Annotated in this window: 14 protein-coding genes; 7 read left to right on the top strand and 7 right to left on the bottom strand. The window is 68.4% G+C overall.

The window, feature by feature from the left end; translation table 11 throughout:
- Positions 1-661 precede the first annotated feature (661 nt).
- Positions 662-937, bottom strand: a complete 276-nt coding sequence (locus MFF61_RS31650) for a hypothetical protein (RefSeq protein WP_238241660.1) — start codon at positions 935-937, stop codon at positions 662-664.
- Positions 938-1,074: 137 nt separating this feature from the next.
- Positions 1,075-1,323 (bottom strand): hypothetical protein, encoded by a 249-nt coding sequence (locus tag MFF61_RS31645; RefSeq protein ID WP_238241659.1) that lies wholly within the window; start codon positions 1,321-1,323, stop codon positions 1,075-1,077.
- 327 nt (positions 1,324-1,650) lie between these two features.
- Between MFF61_RS31645 and MFF61_RS31640 the strand changes: the two genes are divergently transcribed.
- Complete coding sequence (locus MFF61_RS31640; RefSeq protein ID WP_238241658.1) at positions 1,651-3,018, top strand: PRC-barrel domain-containing protein; 1,368 nt, start codon at positions 1,651-1,653, stop codon at positions 3,016-3,018.
- A 182-nt stretch (positions 3,019-3,200) separates the two neighbouring features.
- Here MFF61_RS31640 and MFF61_RS31635 read toward each other — a convergent pair whose 3' ends face one another.
- Both MFF61_RS31635 and MFF61_RS31630 read right to left on the bottom strand, forming a co-directional pair.
- Positions 3,201-3,857, bottom strand: a complete 657-nt coding sequence (locus MFF61_RS31635; protein ID WP_238241657.1) for a response regulator — start codon at positions 3,855-3,857, stop codon at positions 3,201-3,203.
- Positions 3,854-6,046 (bottom strand): ATP-binding protein, encoded by a 2,193-nt coding sequence (locus MFF61_RS31630; protein ID WP_238241656.1) that lies wholly within the window; start codon positions 6,044-6,046, stop codon positions 3,854-3,856. The genes MFF61_RS31635 and MFF61_RS31630 overlap by 4 nt, the downstream gene beginning before the upstream one ends.
- 205 nt (positions 6,047-6,251) lie before the next feature.
- Between MFF61_RS31630 and MFF61_RS31625 the strand changes: the two genes are divergently transcribed.
- Together MFF61_RS31625 and MFF61_RS31620 are read left to right on the top strand one after the other, a co-directional pair.
- The gene (locus MFF61_RS31625; protein WP_238241655.1) at positions 6,252-7,082 is read left to right on the top strand and encodes a Crp/Fnr family transcriptional regulator; all 831 of its coding nucleotides are present in this window, start codon (positions 6,252-6,254) and stop codon (positions 7,080-7,082) included.
- Between the two features lie 178 nt (positions 7,083-7,260).
- Entirely contained in the window at positions 7,261-8,265 is a 1,005-nt protein-coding gene (locus MFF61_RS31620; RefSeq protein WP_238241654.1) for an AI-2E family transporter, read from the top strand.
- A 580-nt stretch (positions 8,266-8,845) separates the two neighbouring features.
- Here the strand turns inward: MFF61_RS31620 and MFF61_RS31615 are convergent.
- Positions 8,846-9,670 (bottom strand): helix-turn-helix transcriptional regulator, encoded by an 825-nt coding sequence (locus tag MFF61_RS31615; RefSeq protein ID WP_238241653.1) that lies wholly within the window; start codon positions 9,668-9,670, stop codon positions 8,846-8,848.
- 227 nt (positions 9,671-9,897) lie between these two features.
- Between MFF61_RS31615 and MFF61_RS31610 the strand changes: the two genes are divergently transcribed.
- Positions 9,898-10,722, top strand: a complete 825-nt coding sequence (locus tag MFF61_RS31610) for a sterol desaturase family protein (RefSeq protein WP_238241652.1) — start codon at positions 9,898-9,900, stop codon at positions 10,720-10,722.
- Positions 10,723-10,741: 19 nt separating this feature from the next.
- On the opposite strand, the gene MFF61_RS31605 is transcribed toward MFF61_RS31610, so the two are convergent.
- Together MFF61_RS31605 and MFF61_RS31600 are read right to left on the bottom strand one after the other, a co-directional pair.
- Positions 10,742-12,457 (bottom strand): GMC family oxidoreductase, encoded by a 1,716-nt coding sequence (locus MFF61_RS31605; protein ID WP_238241651.1) that lies wholly within the window; start codon positions 12,455-12,457, stop codon positions 10,742-10,744.
- Between the two features lie 5 nt (positions 12,458-12,462).
- Positions 12,463-13,851 (bottom strand): UbiD family decarboxylase, encoded by a 1,389-nt coding sequence (locus MFF61_RS31600; protein ID WP_238241650.1) that lies wholly within the window; start codon positions 13,849-13,851, stop codon positions 12,463-12,465.
- Between the two features lie 204 nt (positions 13,852-14,055).
- Here MFF61_RS31600 and MFF61_RS31595 point away from each other — a divergent pair, with 204 nt between their 5' ends.
- The 3 genes from MFF61_RS31595 (at position 14,056) to MFF61_RS31585 (ending at position 17,141) form a co-directional block, all read left to right on the top strand.
- Complete coding sequence (locus tag MFF61_RS31595; RefSeq protein ID WP_238241649.1) at positions 14,056-15,006, top strand: LysR family transcriptional regulator; 951 nt, start codon at positions 14,056-14,058, stop codon at positions 15,004-15,006.
- Positions 15,007-15,114: 108 nt separating this feature from the next.
- Positions 15,115-16,572 (top strand): aldehyde dehydrogenase family protein, encoded by a 1,458-nt coding sequence (locus tag MFF61_RS31590; protein ID WP_238241648.1) that lies wholly within the window; start codon positions 15,115-15,117, stop codon positions 16,570-16,572.
- A complete protein-coding gene (locus MFF61_RS31585) occupies positions 16,569-17,141 on the top strand; it encodes a UbiX family flavin prenyltransferase (protein WP_238241647.1) in 573 nt (190 codons plus the stop codon). The genes MFF61_RS31590 and MFF61_RS31585 overlap by 4 nt, the downstream gene beginning before the upstream one ends.

The raw sequence follows: 17,141 nt of genomic DNA, 5'->3' as shown, positions 1-17,141 counted from the left end.
GGCCTCAAGCTGCGGTTCAGGCAGTCGCACACGGCCTGGGTGACGATGTCTCTCAAGCAGTTGCCACTGTCATCGCGAGGCGCTGCATCGCTGATCATGGCCCCACTCCTCGCATCGGTTGGCTGCTCCAGAGACAGCACGACAATCGAACGGATCGGTCGACCGACGATGGTCACGACGCGGTGAGCGCCGGGACTCCGGCTTTCCCCTGAACGCTCGCGCGATGCGTGAGCATCGCTCACTTGCATCGCGCTCCGTTCGCAGAGGCACCCCCATCCTGTTCCTCTTGGTCGGCAATCCGCGGACGTTCTTCATCGCCCGCACACGCTTCGCGGCTCCCGACTCCCTCGGCATCCAAGGCAATTTGAAACTCTCGCCACAAGGGTCGGAGGTCATAGGGGATCGCCTCGTCAAGCTTCTCCCGGAGTATCTGGACACGTGTCGGGCGCTCATTCTGTGGCTGCATCGCGAGGTTCATTCCCGTGTTGAACGTGGAGCGGTCCGTTCGTGGCCTGCCGCAAAGACGTCTCGCTCCACTTGGGTTATACAATGAAGGCTGCCGACACTTGGCTCGCCTTCGGCGGACCGGGAAGGATTCCCCGCACGGCGTCGGTGTGGTGCGATCCGCCCGAAGAAGCCCTATGTCCGCGGCTGCGGAGCCTCAGCGCCCGCCGCTGCCCTGCGGCACCTTGCGTGCTGGCTGAGCCGCGTTGCTGGCTGCCGCCGAGTCCGTTTGGATTGTGGATGCGCCCGTCGGTCCTGGCGCGATCGCCACGTTCCGGTCGTTGCCGGTCGTGCCGACGGTCGGCGCGACCACCGGACCCGAGGGCCTCGGAACGTCGGGTCCGACACGCATCTGCGCGTTGGCGGCGCCTGCGAAGCTCATCGCGGCCAAGCTCGCGACGGCGAACGGTGTCAAACGCATGAATTCCTCCATATCAAGAAAACTTCGGGCCTACGCTCACGCAGCGCGATATCTCAGACTTTTTTCGCGTCGCGTGAATATAAGGTGCCTTCTGCTTTAGGCGAGAGCCGCACTAGTTGAAGCGATCAGAAAAGCGCAATCAACTCAGATCATTTTATTGCCTTCTCGGCATTGCCGACATGCATCATGCAGCCCCGTTCGTCCTTGCTCGCAGCCTTCTCGGCCGCTATCTTCAACTCAGCTCGCGCCATCGCGGCTTTGCCCGCGTCTTGGTTGGCTGGCATCATTGCATCCACCCTCTTCATTTCGCTGGCACAATCGTTGCCGGCAGCTTGCGCGGAAGCGACAAAGACCGGCAGAGCGCTCGTCAGAAGAGCAAGAGCCAGAATATTCCTCATCTCCAAGATCTCCATTCAAACCGTTGGCAGTGATGGCTGAACGGAGTGCCGTTATCCGCGTTCCATGGCGGGTGTTCGGTTTCTGTAAAGACGGCTCGCTAGTGTACCGAGTTCACGACGGTCTTCTGCAGGGGCTGGGCGTGTGCGCAGCTTGACCCTGGAGCCGAATCCTGGAGCCTCTTTCCAATCCCTGCGCTTGGCCGGCGTCCGACACACTGGAAGTCAGTACAGCACCGGACACTGTCCAGAACCATGCCTGATCTCGCAGCTTGGTCGACTGGACGCGCGATCTTCCCGCGCTGAACAGAGCCAACCTGGAGAAGACGCATGACAAGCTCCCGTATCCCCGCAATGATGACCGCCCTCGCCGTCACGGTGAGCCCTGCCGCAGTGCTCGCGCAGACGAACACGGCGTCGGCCACCGCACAAGCCGATCTCTGCCGCGACCTCGTGACCTTCCTGGAGCGGCGCGGCGAGGCCAAGCCCGCTTCGCCGATCTCGGTCGACCAAGCCAAAATCTACCAGCGTGACAACAATATCGTGGCCTGTCGCGATGGTGCCGTGCGCCTTCAGCAAGCCGGCGTCACGCTCCCCGCCGCCCTCCTGGCAGTCGTCAAGGTTCCGAGCACGGCGCAACGCAGTGCGGACGGTGCCGACGTTCTGGTTCAGCCGGGCACGCCGAGCGTGACTGTGCAACAGCAGAGGCCGGAGATCACGGTGCACCAGCCGCAGCCGGTCGTCACGGTGACCATCCCACAGCCCGAGATCACCCTCCGCATGCCGCAGCCGGACGTGCATGTCGCGCGCGGGCAGCCGCAGGTCCAGGTCGTGCAGTCGGAGCAGCCCCAGATCCAAGTGCAGCGGCCCGACCAGCAGCCCGTAATCCGGTATGAGAGCGCCGAGCCCAAGGTCGTGGTCAACCGCGCCCAGGGCCAGCCGCAGGTTCGTGTCGAGCCGATGACTCCGCACCAAGCCAGCAAAGGCACGCCGGATCGGCAGGTGCGCCAAGTCTCCGCCGCCGAGCTGACCGACATGGATGTCATGAACGGGCGCGGCCAGCAGATCGGCGATGTTGAGCGTCTTGTGCGCGGTGAGGACAAGAAGCTCTACGCCGTGGTAGGACACGGCGGCCTGTTCGGACTGGGCGAAAAGGAGATCGCGCTCCCGGTCGATCGCCTCATGATGCACGACGGGCGCCTGATGATCGTCGGCCTGTCAGATGAGCAGATCAAGGCGATGCCGGGTTACAACGCCAAAGCTGGCAAGTACACCGAGGTCGAGGCGTCCGCCCTGGCGCCTCTGACCGTCGCGATGGTGACGCCGGCGCCGAATGTCGATGCGACCGACGTCACGGGCACGACTCGCAACGGCGTGACGCGCAGCTTCCAAGTCTCGGACCTGCTCCGGAAGGACATCTACAACGTTCAGGGCCAGCAACTCGGCGACATCGAGCGCGTTCTCGTCGGCGTGGACGACAAGATGTACGTCGTCATTGGCCATGGAGGGTTCCTGGGGCTGGGCGAGAAGCAGATCCTGCTGCCGTTCGACCGGATCAAGGTGCGGGACGGACGGTTGACCGTCTCGGGCCTAACGGACGAGCAGATCAAGGCCATTCCGGAGTTCGATCGGAACGTCCGAGGCTACCGCGATGCCGACCGGAACCGGCAGGCCGAATTCGCCGTGTATCGCGGCTGACCTGATGCGGCCGCCGGGTCCTCGGGATCCGGCGGCCCATGGACCGGCAATGCAGGGCGCGATCGAGAGACGCTCCCGTGGGCACTGGTGAAGCAGCCTCCCCGCGGGACGGTCCCGCAGGGCTGGGTGCGGCGGCGCACCACGCCGGCTCAGAGGCACGAATTACCTCCTGCGGGCTCCCCCTATCGGCGCGCGAGTTCGTCGAGCCAGCCCTGCGAGGCGCCGTGACGAACGATGTCCGCCCGCGTGCGCAGGCCGAGCTTCTCCGCCGCGCGCGCCTTGTGGGTCTCGGCCGTCTTCACGCTGACGCCCAGGCGCGCTGCGATCTCCTTGTTGCTGAAGCCCTGGGCGGTGAGCCGCAGCACCTCGTCCTCGCGGGGACTCAGCGTCGCCCCGGCACCAGGCTCGGACGCCAGTCGGCTCGCGCTCGGCAGCGCCTTATCGGCGACGGCTGGGTCCAGGTAGATGCCGCCCTCCGCGACCGCTCGCACGGCCCGCAGAAGATCCTCCGCCGCCGACCGCTTGAGCAGGTAGCCCCGCGCTCCCGTCTGCAGCAGGGGTTGAACGTAGGCCCGGTCCTCGTGGACGGTCAGAGCCAGAAGTCGGACCTGCGGACAGCGCTCGGCGAGGTGACGCGCCAGGTCGATGCCGTTGAGGTCGGGCATCGAGATGTCGATGACCGCGACGTCGGGAGAGGCCCGGCAGATCGTGTCGAGGGCCGCCGTCCCCGTAGTCGCCTCGCCGACAAGGGCGATGTCAGGCGCGGCCTGAAGCAAGGCCTTGATGCCCGCCAACACGATGGGATGGTCGTCGGCGACCGCGACGCGGATCGGGTTCACGGCTCGGCTCCTTCGGGAGGCAACGGAATCTGGGCGAAAAGGGTCGTGCCCGATCCTGGTGCCGATTCAACGGCCAGCGTACCTCCCAGCAGGGCGAGACGCTCCCGAATACCGGACAGGCCGAGGCGGCGCCCGATCTTACCGCCAGCAGCGGAGCCGTGGGTTCTGGAGCCGTTGGCCGTTTCCGGATCGAAGCCCGCGCCATCGTCCTCCACGATCACGCGCAGCCCGTCGGCCCGCCGATCCAGCACTAGGCTGACGCTGCGGGCCCCGGCATGCTTCAGGATGTTGGTCAGCGCCTCTTGGACGATGCGGTAGGCGGCGGTCTCCACATCTGCAGGCAGCCGAGCCTCACTGCCCAGCACCTGAAGGTCCAAATCGACGCCGTGGCGTTGGCGCCACTCCTCCGCGTAGGCGGCGAGCGCCTTCTGCAGGCCGAGGTCGTCGAGCGCGGTCGGCCGGAGGTCGAGGGCTGCACGGTGAATGTCTCGCCCGATCTCGGCGGCGAGAGATTGCAGCCAGCGCACTTGGTTCACCGCATCCAGTTCGACCCCCCCGCTTCCAAGTCGCGTCTCAAGACCTTTGAGCCCCAGCGAGAGTCCCGTTACGGTCTGACCGACCTGGTCGTGGAGTTCGCGCGCGATGCGGCGCTGCTCGTTCTCCTGAGCGTCCGAGAGGCGCCGCAGCAGATCGGTCCGTTCGGCCTCGGCGCGCTTGCGCGGCTCGACGTCGGCGATCACGCCGTAGATGACGCTCGGCCGGTCGCCGTCGTGAAAACGCGGGGCACGGCCCGTCGTCCGCAACCAGCGCGCGCCGCCGTCCGGCCGGAGGGCCCGGAACTCGATGTCGAGCTGCACATCCTCCTCCACGCAGCGGCGCAGTGCCTGATCCAGAGGCTCCCTGTCTTCCGGGTGTACCGCCTCGAGAAAGGCCGCTAATGACCACTGCGCTTCGCTCTCCTCCATCGGCGCGGGGGGGAAGCTGAGGAGAACCCGCGTCCGCTCCGACCCGGTCACCACGTGCAACGCGAGGTTCCAGCGAACCGTGCCGAGTTCCGCGGCTTCGACTGCCAGCGCTCCCCGCTCTTCGCTCACCCGCAGTGCCAGCATCATTCGTGTTTCCTCATCGCGCCGCCGCTGGGCGATGTCGCGCGCCGTCAGCGCCGCCAATCCGGCCGCGAGCGCGAGGCTCACCAAGCCGCCGGCCACGAGGACATAGAACGACCGGGACACGGGTGCGTTCAGCGCCGCACTCGGCACCCCGAAATGCACCGACCAGCCGCTGGTGTCAGGGAGCGTTCGGTAGACCGTCTCCACGTCGCTGCCCTCAAGCGTCGGGCCGCTGTAGAAGCCCTCCGGGGCACGAGCGATGGCCGCGCGCAGAGCCGGGCTGGCGGGCCGACCTAGCTCGGACGCCTCGGCAGAGGTGCGCGCGATGATATTGCCGCGTTTGTCAACGATCTCGCCCACCCAGCCGGCCGGGGCACCGGCATCCCTCAGGATCGAACTGACTGCGTTGGTAGCGAGCGCGACTGTGAGGATGTGGCGGAGCTGCCCGTCGCGGATAACGGGTATGCGCAATGTGACGAGTCGTTTACCCGAGAGGGCCCCGACTGGGCCGATGCCGCCGACAACCGCTTGCCTGAGGCGAAGAACCTCTTCGAAGCTGTCGCGGTCGGCCGTAGGCCCGAGTGCTGTACCCAATGGGCGCAGCAGGTTCACGATCTGATTGCCGGAGACATCCGCCAACTCGACCGTCTCCCACAAAGGCCGGCTGGCTTTGAGGCGTCGCGCCTCCTCATAGAACGGCTCCAGGCTCGGACCGTCGAGAGCCGGCGAGGCAGCAAGCACATCGAGGATCTGCAACTGCACAGCCAGATCTGCCGCGACCCGGTCTGCCACGCGCGCGGCACTCTCCAGGGCCACGTGCCGCGCGGTGGCGCGGCCCTGCTCTGCCGTCACGTAGGCGACCCAGCCGCTGAAGAGGAGCACCGGGATAGCCGCCGCGAGGGCAAGCGAGATCAGGAGGCGGGTGCCCGGATGGGTTTCGCGCTTCACACCGTCGGCTCCGGGTTTGTTCGCCTCCTCGGTACAAATGAGACGGCCGGCCCCGTGTTCGCAGCGTTCGACAAGGTCCCTGCTCGAGCGATGGCCAGCCTGCATCGCCTGTTCGGCCGCACGCCGGATCATGTGCCATCTCTGGCGTGAGAATGACACGGGCCAGGACATAAGCGTGTCGGGTTTGGCCCACGGCTTCGTCCGGCATTCCCTGACACGCCTACCGTCGGGCCTGACTGGGATCGGGACATCGCCCGCGTGAGGATAAGGCAGAGGCCTCAATCTCCATCAACCTCCGCCGGGCTCGACCGGCTACACCTGAGCCAGGATGCGAACGATGATCGATGCGCAGTGCGCCGAGTCCGCTTGGGACAAGGCGGCAACGGCCGTTTCACGGATGCCGCGGACGAACACTAGGCTCCCAAGACTGCCGGCCGGCCTGAGCGGAGGAGTAAAATTCCGCAACACGCTGCTGGCGGCTCTGACAGACCAGGACTTTGCCGCCCTTCGCCCCGCTTTAGAACCTCTGGTCCTGCGCCGGCGACAGGTACTGCACGAGCGCAATGCTCCGGTCGCGTACGTCTACTTCATCGAGCGCGGGACCGCCTCGCTCTTGTGCCGCGTCGCCGGCCGGGAGAGCGTGGAAGTGGGTGCGCTCGGGCGCGGCGACCTTGTCGGCGTGTCCGCGGTGCTCGGGACCGCGCGCGCGCCGCACCGCTGCGTCGTCCAAGTTCCAGGCGAGGCCCTGCGCATTCGGACCGAGGATCTCCGGCGTGCGATGATCACCAGGCCCGCCCTCCGCTCGCTCCTGCTGGCACACGTTCAAGCAAGATTGATCGAGACCGCGCAGCTCATGCTGTGCAACACACACCACAGTCTGGACGAGCGACTGGCCCGCTCCCTCTTGCGTGCGCTCGATGATCTTGACGGCGACGAGATCCCGCTGACCCACCGTGCATTGAGCCAATCGCTGAGCGTGCGCCGCGCCGGCGTGACGACCGCGCTGGGCGAGATGGAAATGGCTGGCCTAGTTCGGCGCGGCCGTGGTCGCCTCAAGGTGCTCGACCGCGGCGGTCTTGAGCAGGCCGCGTGCGAGTGCCACCGGATCGTCCGGGCCGAACGCAGGCGCTTGGTCTGCGAGACGGTCGTGGATCAGGACGGTACGTAGTGTGTCGGAGCAGGCTCGTCTGCACCATCGCCACGTACATCCGCGCCACGTCCGGGCATTGCCCGCTGATCCGTCGTGTAAGGCAAAGCGTGATCACGTCGGCATCCGGTTTCGCGGGTTCGCCGTGCGAGTTTCTGAAATGACGACCCGCCCTTCCGCGATGTGATAGCCTCTGATCATGACGGACAAGGTCCGCAACGTGTGGCTTGCCCTGATCGCGATCCCGCTCGTGCTGCTGGCCTTGCGGGCGTCCTACGCCGTGACGATGCCGATTGCGGTCGCGGCCGTGGTTATCGCGGCGGTCTGGCCCGTCGAGGTGTGGCTCCGCCGCGTGCTGCCAGAGCGCTTCAGCAGTCTCGGCACAATCTTGGTGCTGCTCGCCATCACTCTCGGCTTCATCGCAGCCGTCTACTTCTCGGCCGCTCAGGTCGTTCGGGCGTTCGCGCAGCGCTGGGCCGAGTTCGAGAGTGCCTACGAATCCGCCACGGCTTGGGCCGACCGCTGGGGCCTGCCGCTCGGTGGGAAGGAAGGCTACGCCCGCCTCATCGCTGTCGGGCAAGATCTGCTGGGCAACGCCTACACGATCTCGGTATACATTGCCTTTATCGCCATACTCGTTGTCCTGGGACTGCCGGAGATCCCTGCCTTGCGGCGAAAGCTTCAAGCGGCGTTCGGAGCTGATAAGCGGAGCGAAGTGACCCAGGCGGCGGACGAGATTGCCGGCAAGATCCGTGATTATCTCGCCACCACGACGGCGACCAGCCTCATCACGGGCGTGGCTTCGACCCTTTGGGCGCTCGCGACCGGCCTCGACCTAGCCCTTGTCTGGGGCACGCTGAACTTCCTGCTGAACTACATTCCTGTGGTGGGCAATCTCGTCGGTATCGTCCCGCCGGGCCTCTATGCAGTGGTCCAGTTCCCAGACTCGTTCCTGCCGATCATCATCTTCGTTGGCTTCAGCGTGATCCAGATCACGATCAGCAACGTGATTTATCCGGTTCTGCAAGGACGCAGCTTATCGCTCTCCCCCATCGCTGTCGTCGTGTCCCTCTCGATCTGGGGTTGGGTCTGGGGCATCGCAGGCATGTTGATCGCAATCCCGTTGACCGCCGCGTTCATCATAGTCTGCGAGCATTTCTCAAGCACACGCTGGATCGCAATATTGCTCTCCGGCTCGCGATGAGGTCTGGCCTGAGACACAGCGACCGTCTGCACCGAAGTTCCTGAGTTCTGAAAATGCTGGCAGTCTGCTGGTTCCGTAAGCCGCCCTTACGCGAATCAGCGCGTGTGCCGGGTGGGCGATCACCGGCCTCGAAAGGTCCGGTGTCGGGTGACGAGCGGCCATTCCGGAAGCACCCATCGAAGGTCTGGAAGTGGCGCACAACTGAACAAGCCCGACGCGAACTCCGACCCGAAGCGGCTCTTCATGATGCGTGAGAGAAGCGTCCGGTTGCGAGCGGTGTCCGGACATTTGATTTCTGGACTTTCGCACAGGCAGAAGATTCGCGGTCCGCTCCAACGCGTGCCTGTGATGGTGCGCGCCGCCTTCGAGAGGCTGGCGAGCGGTGCTCGCTCTAGAAGCAGTTGCGGACCGGAGAGTGCGCAAGTCTCCTTGGGATGCAGTACCGCCGCACCTACCCACCCGATGTCAGCGACGAAGAATGGGCGCTGGTCGCCACTTACCCGACCATCCATCGAATGACCGCTTCCGAGCTCCCGGTCGGCCTCCTCTCTCCCCAAGTGTATTCTCGGCCCCAGAGCCGCTACGGCAGTTCAGCAACGACACGCCGGAACTGACTGGGTATCGTCCCGGTGTGTTGCTGGAAGAAGCGGGTGAAGTTGGCCGGCGCGCTGAAGCCGAGATTGTCGGAGACCGCGGCGAGGGCGAGGGCGGGATCGAGGATCGCTGCGACGGCGGCTTCGATGCGCACGGCGTTGGCGTAGACGGCCGGGCTCAGCCCCGTGCAGCGGCGGAAGAGCGTGTTGAAGTGCGGCCGCGATAGGCCGGCCGAACGCGCGACGGCATCGAGATCGCGGGGCACGGCACCCGACTCCCCCATGAACCGGAGAGCCCGCCGGATGCGGTGATCGGCCGGCCGCGCCACGCGCGGGGGCTGCCGATCTCCGTAGCGATGCGCCAGGGCGATGATCAGGGCGCGGATCAGGTCTTCCAGCGTTGCCGCATCGGTGTCGTGGCAGCTCATGCGCTGGACGAGATCCTCGCGCGCCCGCCGCAGGGCGCCATCGAGGGGCACGCAGGCCTGTTCGAAGAAGCGGCCGGTGCCGCAGGGCCGGAAGGCGCGCTCGATCTCACCGAGCCAAGCGGGCTCGATGTAGAGCGCGAGGAAGACCGTGCGCTGCAGCCCACCCCGGTGCAGGTAGTGGTGCGGCTCCCAACTGTTGATCAGGATCGCGGTATCGTCGCGCACCGGCAGCGCCCGGCCCGCGACGAAAAAATCCTGGTCGGGGCCGCTCGCCTTCAGGATCACGTGGCAATGATGGTGCGCGTGATCGACGAGGGAGGTGTCCATGTCGAGGAGCGCCACCCGGCCGAACGCGCCGCGCAGGATGCCGAGAGCCTGGGTCACGATCCGCGATCGTCCTCCCTACCGGCCCGGGCCGGCCTCACCGTCGTTCCGATCGGGGATCTTAACCCATGCGCACGCACGCCAGCCCGGGCGGTCGCGCGAAAATCATCCGGATTGATAAGTCGGCCTCTGGGATGATCAGGGTCCCGCGCGCGGCCCGCGCCAGACTCCGCTTCTCGCAAGGAGGTGCCCCGCCCGAGAGGGAAAGCGAGACGAGGAGGAAGCCCATGACACCCGTCTTCCAAAGCCCGGAGCGCGACCGGCGCGAGCAAGAGCGCCAGAGAGCCTTCCGCAAGCGCTTCGTGGCCGAGACCCCGCCCTGGTACCACGGCGCGATCCACCTCGGCTTCACGCTGCTGATCACCGGCGGCACGGCCCTGTACTGCTGGAATCGGATCGAGGCCGCCTCCGCCTGGGAGTGGCTGCTGGTCGTGCCGATCGTGCTTCTCGGCAATTGGTGCGAGTGGGCCGCGCACCGATACGTGCTGCACCGCCCGGTGCCCGGGCTCACGATGATCTATAAGCGACACTGCACAGTGCATCACCAATTCTTCACCCACCACGACCTCGGCTACAGCGGCCACAAGGAATGGAGGGCCCTGCTGTTTCCGCCATTCGCCCCGATCGGCTTCGTGCTCGCCGCCCTGCCGCCGGCGCTCCTGGCCGGCTGGCTGATCTCGTCGAATGCCGGGTACATCGTCGTGCTCACGATGGCCGCCTACTACCTGCTCTACGAGGGCCTGCACACGCTCTCACACCTCGACGACACGCGGCATCCCTACCTGCGGTACATCCCCCTGGTGAACACCGTGCGGCGGATGCACTACATCCATCACGTGCTCGGGTTCATGCAGACCCGCAACTTCAACCTGACCTTCCCGATCTGCGACGCCTTGTTTGGCACCAGCGACCTCGACCGCTCCCTGGTCGGGACGCTGTTCAATGGCGCGTCGCACGACCACATGCGAGCCGACGTTCGGGCGGCGGATCCGGATCTGTCGGCGCCCAGCATCGAGGAGGCTGAGCGGCGCTCGCGGGCCCGCCTCGCCTGAGGGCGAGGGGTCGGCGGCCTCAGGCCCCGGCCCCCAGCCGCGCGATGAGGTGATCGGCGATCTTCTCCCCGATCATGATGGTCGGCACGTTGGTGTTGGCGCTCGGCAGGCTCGGCATCACCGAGGCGTCCGCCACCGAGAGCCCCTCGACCCCGATCACCCGCCCGGTCGGATCGACCACCGCGCCCGGGTCGGCCGAGTCGCCCATGCGGCAGGTGCCGCTCGCGTGCCAGACGCCGAACACCGCCTCGCGCACGAAGTCCCGCAGGGCCGCGTCGTCGCCCGCGATCCGGGCGAGGTCCACCCCGCCGGAGACGGCGCGCAGCATCAGCCGGCGCAAAGGGGCAGGGCCGTCGAGGAGCCGGGCCAGCAGGGCGGTGACGCGCCGGTTGTGCGGCGTGACCCGGCTGAGCCGCTTGATCGCGGGGGTGAAGCTCGCCGGGAAGATCGCCGCGGGATCCGGGTTGAGCTGGGGCGAGACCGCGAGCGCCACGAGGTCGCGCAGACCCGCTGCCAGCCGGTCGAGATCGCGCGGGTCGGACAGGAGGCCGAGGTCGACGGCCGGACGGCCCGCCGGGTCGGCCGGCTCCAGGCGCAGCCGCCCGATCGAGTGCGGCTGGTTCACCCACAGGAAGTAGAGGGCGAGGCTCGCCCCGAGCGCGTGCCAGCCGCCGCGGGCGGAGGCCGTGAGGTACATGTCGGAGGGGCTGCCGCCCGGCAGGTCGGAGGAGGAACGCAGGGCGACGAAGCTCGCCCGTCGATAGCTCAGCGGCAGGCGAAGCCGACGGGGCAGGTACTGCGCGACGGTCAGGGCAGGGTGGTCGCGCAGGTTCTCGCCGACCCCGGGCCGGTCCGCGAGGATGGCCACGCCGCTGGCATGCAGGTGTTCGGCGGGTCCGATTCCAGCCCGCAGGAGCAGGACCGGCGATTGCAGCGCGCCCGCGCAGAGCACCACCTCCCGCGCCGCGACGTACCTCACGCGCCCGTCGGGCAGGCGCAGCTGCACGGCCGCGACGCGCCGCCCCTCGAACACGAGTCCGGTGACCTGCGTGTCCGCGGCGATGACGAGGTTCTTCCGCGCCCGCGTGCGTGCGTCGAGATAGGCCGCGGCCGAGGAGACCCGGGCGTCGTCCCGATTGGAGAAGGCGGGCGGGAAGATCCCGTCCTCGAACTCGCCGTTCTGATCGAGTCGCCGCGGCAGGCCGGTGGCGTCGAAGGCACTCGCGACCGCGTGCGCGAAGGGCGGCCAAGCCGGTTCCAGGATGCGCCGGATCGGCACGGGGCCGTCGCGCCCGTGCAGTGGGCCATCGCAGTCGAGGTCGGTCTCGAGCCTGCGGAAGTAGGGCAGGACGTCGTCCCAGGCCCAGCCCCTCGCGCCGGCCGCCGCCCAGGCGTCGTAGTCGCGCGGAAGCCCGCGGTTGGCGGCCTGCACGTTGATGCTCGACGAGCCGCCCATCACGCGGCCCTGCTCGTAGGCCCGGCGCCGGATCCGTCCGTCGGCCCCGCGGGTGACGGCGGCGTCGAGGCCCGGCCAGATGTAGGTGTCGCCGAAGAACAGCGGCATCGGGTAGCTGTCGAGGATCTCGGCCGGCACCTGTCCGGGCGGTGTGTCGCGCCCGGCCTCGACGAGCAGCACACGCCGGTTCGGATCGGCCGAGAGGCGGTTGGCGAGGACGCAGCCGGCCGAGCCGCCGCCGACGACCAGCACGTCGACCTCAGGGGGCAGATCGCTCATGCGCGTCAGCCGCCGAGCGCCGCGCGCCAGTCCGCGTCCGGCACGACCACGGCCGCCAGGTCGACCTCGGCTTGGCCCGGCACGCGGATGCGGGTGAACTTCATCGGCGGCGCGTCCAGCGGCGCCGTGGCGTCGAGGCCCATCTTGGCGCCCACGCCCTCGCGCGCGGAGGGATCGAGCTTCGAGCCCTGCGAATGGGCCACCACCACGAGGTCGCGGTCAGCCTGGAAGCGGGTGGCTACCGCCCACTCGACCTCCTTCGGATCGTGGATGTCTACGTCCGTATCGACGACGACCACGTGCTTGATGTCGTAATGGGCTGCGAAGGCCCCGAGCAGGACGTTCTTGGCCTCGCCCTCCTGCGTCTTGCGCAGCTTCACGTAGAGGTGATAGCGGCCGACCCCGCCAAGGGAGAGGTGGACGTCCTCGACGCCCGGGAAACTGCGCTTGAGGGTAGCCAGGATCGTGGCCTCGCGGGGGATCGCCCCAAGCAGCAGGTGCTCGAGGCCACCCCCGACGATCATGTGGAAGAGCGGCCGCTCGCGGTGGGTGACGGCCTCGACCTGCATGACGTGGCGTTTGGCCCGCTCGCCATAATATTGCGGGAACTCGCCGAACGGCCCCTCCAGCTCGCGCAGCTCGGGCAGGATCCGCCCCTCGATCACGATCTCGGCCTCGGCCGGCACCCGCACGTCGTTCGTCAGGCACTTCACCACGTCGAGGGGAGCGCCCGTGAGCGCGCCCGCGATCTCGAGTTCGTCCTGGCCGAGCGGCACGATCGCCTGGGAGGCGAGCAGGCAGGCCGGATCGACACCCACGACGAGCGCCACCTCCAGGCCGCGGCCAGCGGCCTCGGCGCGGCGGTAGAAATGGTCGGTGTGGCGCGGCAGCACGAGGACGCCGATGCGGTCGGGCCCGTTGATCTGGCAGCGCAGGATGGCGACGTTCTGTGCCCCGGTCTCGGGATCGCGCGAGATCATCAGCCCCGCCGAGATGTAGGGACCGCCGTCGTGCTCGTTGAGCGTCGGCACGGGCAGCAGCCGCAGGAGATCGATGCCGGAGCGGTGAACGACGCTCTGGGCCGGTCCGGTCTCCCGCTCGCGCCAGGGCAGCGGCTCCGCGCAGGCCTGCTGGAAATGCGCGACGAGGCGGTCCTCGGTCGTCCCGAGCGCCTCGGCCATCCAGGCCCGGCTGGAGACGAGGCCCGAGACGATGATGCCGTCCTGGCCGTCGGGGCAGGGAAACAGGGTGACGCTGCGCCCGTCGAGCCGGTTCGCCACCGCCGCAGCCTCGTGGCGAAGCCCGATGCCCGAACGAGTCACGCTGAGACGCCCGCTCTCGCCGAGGCGGGTGAGCCAGTCGCGCAAGGATCGGGCTGGGGCCGGCACGTTCATTCTGTCCTCCCGGTCGCGGCACGCGCGGGCGCCGTCGTCCGGTCTCGTTAGGCCGCTGCGGCGACGGACTGAAATAAGGATTGCTGATGGGGTCGATCAGGCGGTCTGAATTGCCGTGGCTGCGGGCTTATGCTCCTGTGATACGGCGTGTTTTCGACGGCCGAGTGCCGCACCGGAGCGCCGCCGGAAACCGGGATCCCGCCCGTGGATTTGCGTCAGATCTCCTACTTCGTCGCCCTGTTCGAGGAAGGCAGCGTGACGCGCGCGGCGCAGCGGATGAACGTGGTGCAGCCCGCGCTCAGCATGCAAATCGCCAAGCTCGAGCGCGAACTGGACCAGCGGCTGTTCGAGCGCCAGCCTAAGGCGATGGTGCCGACTGCCGCGGGCCGGATGCTGCACCGGCACGTTCAGCCGATCCTGCGCGACGTTGCCGAGGCCCGGGCCGCGATGGCGCGGCTCTCGCAGAGCGTGTCGGGCCGGGTGACCGCGGGCATCCTGTCCTCGCTCTCCATGAGCGTGGTGCCGAGCGTGCTGGCGCGCTTCGCGGCCGCCTACCCGCAGGTGGAGCTTTCTCTGGCGGACGGCTATTCCACGACCTTCATCGACGGCGTCGGCGACGGCAGCCTCGACCTTGCGGTGATCAACAAGCCCAACCGCCGCCTCGGCCTGATGATGGAACCGCTCCTCGACGAGGAGATGGTGGTCGTGGGCGCGAGCGCGACGCCGCTGCCGATCCCCGTTCCGGTGCGCATGCGCGATCTCGTTGAACTCGACCTCGTCCTGCCCTCGGCCCGCCACGGCCTGCGCCTGGAGCTCGACCGGCGGGTCGGCGCGGAGGACATCAGCCTCAGCCCGCAGATCGAGCTCGACCTGCCCTCCGCGATCGCGGATTTCGTCGCGCGCTCGAACCGCTTCACGGTCCTTCCCAGCATCGCGGTGAGCCGGCAGCTCGCGGAGGGCTCGCTCAGGGCCTACCGCATCGTGGCGCCCCGCATCACGCGCCAGCTCGTCATCATCCACCACCCGAAATCCCCGCTCACCCCCGCGGCGACACGCTTCGTCGAGATCCTGGGCGAGGAGCTGTCGGCAGCGGCCGCTGCCCTCCAGGCCCATATCGTCACGGGCCCTGACCCGGCGGGCCCGACGTCCCGCTGATCGCCCGCATCATCCATCCTTATTCGACAGGCAAACGCGCCCGCCCCTACGATCCCGCCCAAACCCGGCGCGCAGGCCCGGGACGCACACCGAGAGTGGGAAACGGGCATGGTCGCGGCGGCACGCCACTGGATCGACGGGGAGGCCCATGGCCAGCCGGAGGCGGAAAGCATCGATCCGGCGAGCGGCGAGCCGGTCGGCCAGCTCGCGCAGGGCGGCGCCCGGGAGGCCGAAGCGGCCGTCGCCGCAGCACGGCGGACCTTCGACCGGAGCATCTGGGCTTCGTCACCCCGGCTGCGGCAGACGGTGCTGCTGCACTGGGCGGCCGCGCTCGAGGCTGGCAAGGAGCCCCTCGCCGAACTCCTGACCCGCGACAACGGCAAGCCGCTCGCGCAGGCGCGCGGGGAACTCGCAGGCGCGATCTCCGAGATCCTCTATTACGCGGGCCTCGCCCGCCACATCCCGGGCCACGTGCTGGAACCCGAGCCCGGTGTGCTCTCGACCATGCTGCGGGAGCCGGCCGGCGTTGCCGGCATCATCGTGCCGTGGAACGCGCCCGCGGTGCTGCTCGTCCGCTCGCTCGCCCCGGCGCTCGCCGCGGGCTGCACTGCCGTCGTGAAGCCGGCGGCGCAGACGGCGGTGTTCAACGCGGCCCTGATGGCGCCGCTCCTGACCGCCCCCGGGCTGCCGCCGGGCGTCGTCAACGTCGTGGTCGAGACCGGGCATGCGGGCGCCCAGCACCTGTCGGTCTCGCACGACGTCGATGTCCTGAGCTTCACCGGGTCGACAGCGACCGGCAAGGCGATCATGCGGGCGGCCGCCGACAGCATGAAGAAGCTCTCGCTGGAACTCGGGGGCAAATCCGCCTGCCTCGTCTTTCCGGACGCGGAGATCGGCGAGGTCGCGCACAAGCTCGCCGCCGCCGCGACGATCATCGCGGGCCAGCAATGCACTGCCGCGCGGCGCGTCCTCGTCCACCGCGCGGGGCTGCCCGCGATGCGCGAGGCCCTGGCCGCCGCCCTCGCGGACCTGCGGGTCGGACCCGGCCTTGAGGTAGGCTCGCAGGTCGGTCCGCTGATCGACCGGGCGAGCCGCGACGCGGTCGCGGCCCGGATGGAGGCGGCCTGCGCGGCGGCCGATCAGGTGCTGCTACGGCCCACGATCCCTGACGGGCCGCGGGCGCGCGGCGCCTTCCTGACGCCGGCCCTCGTCTTGCACGACGACCCGCACGCGGATTTCGTGCAGGAGGAGATCTTCGGGCCCTTCGTGGTGCTCGAAGCCTTCGAGAGCGAGGCCGAGGCAGTGGCGCGGGCGAACGACACCGTGTTCGGCCTCTCTGCCAGCGTCTGGACCCGCGACGGGGCGCGGGCGCTGCGGGTGGCCCGGGCGCTGCGCAACGGCACCGTCTGGATCAACGATCACAACAAGCTGTTCGCCGAAGCCGAGACCGGCGGCTACCGGCAGAGCGGCCTGGGGCGCCTGCACGGCTACGACGCGTTCCACGACTTCACGGAACTGAAGCACGTCTACCAGGCGCCAGGCCTCGTCGAGGGTGCGGTGCCGTGACGAACCTGCCCCTGGTGGTCGGCATCTCGGGGGCCTCGGGCGTGATCTACGGGATCCGCCTGCTGGAGATCCTGCGCGACCTCGACATCCCGGCGCACCTCGTGATGTCGCGCTCGGCCGAGGTGACGCTCGCCCACGAGACCGACCTCAAGGTCGCGGAGGTGCGCGCGCTCGCCGCCCGGACCTACGCGCAGGTTGATATCGGCGCGGCGATCTCCTCCGGCTCCTTCCGCACCCGCGGCATGATCGTGGCGCCCTGCTCGATGCGCAGCATGGCGGAGATCGCCACGGGCGTGACCTCCGGCCTGCTGACCCGGGCCGCGGACGTGGTGCTGAAGGAGCGCCGCCGCCTCGTCCTGATGGTGCGCGAGACGCCCCTGCACACCGGTCATCTGCGCACCATGACCGCCCTGTCGGAGATGGGGGCGATCATCGCGCCCCCGGTGCCCGCCTTCTACGCGCGGCCCGGGAGCCTCGTCGAGATGATCGACCACACGATCGGCCGGGTCCTCGACCTCTTCGAGATCGAATCCGGCCGGGTCCGGCGCTGGCGCGACGCCGAATCCTGA

This window comes from Methylobacterium isbiliense, from assembly GCF_022179325.1.
Taxonomy (GTDB): domain Bacteria; phylum Pseudomonadota; class Alphaproteobacteria; order Rhizobiales; family Beijerinckiaceae; genus Methylobacterium; species Methylobacterium isbiliense.
Note: the sequence above shows the minus strand (reverse complement) of the source record. Positions and strands in the feature narration are given on the sequence as shown.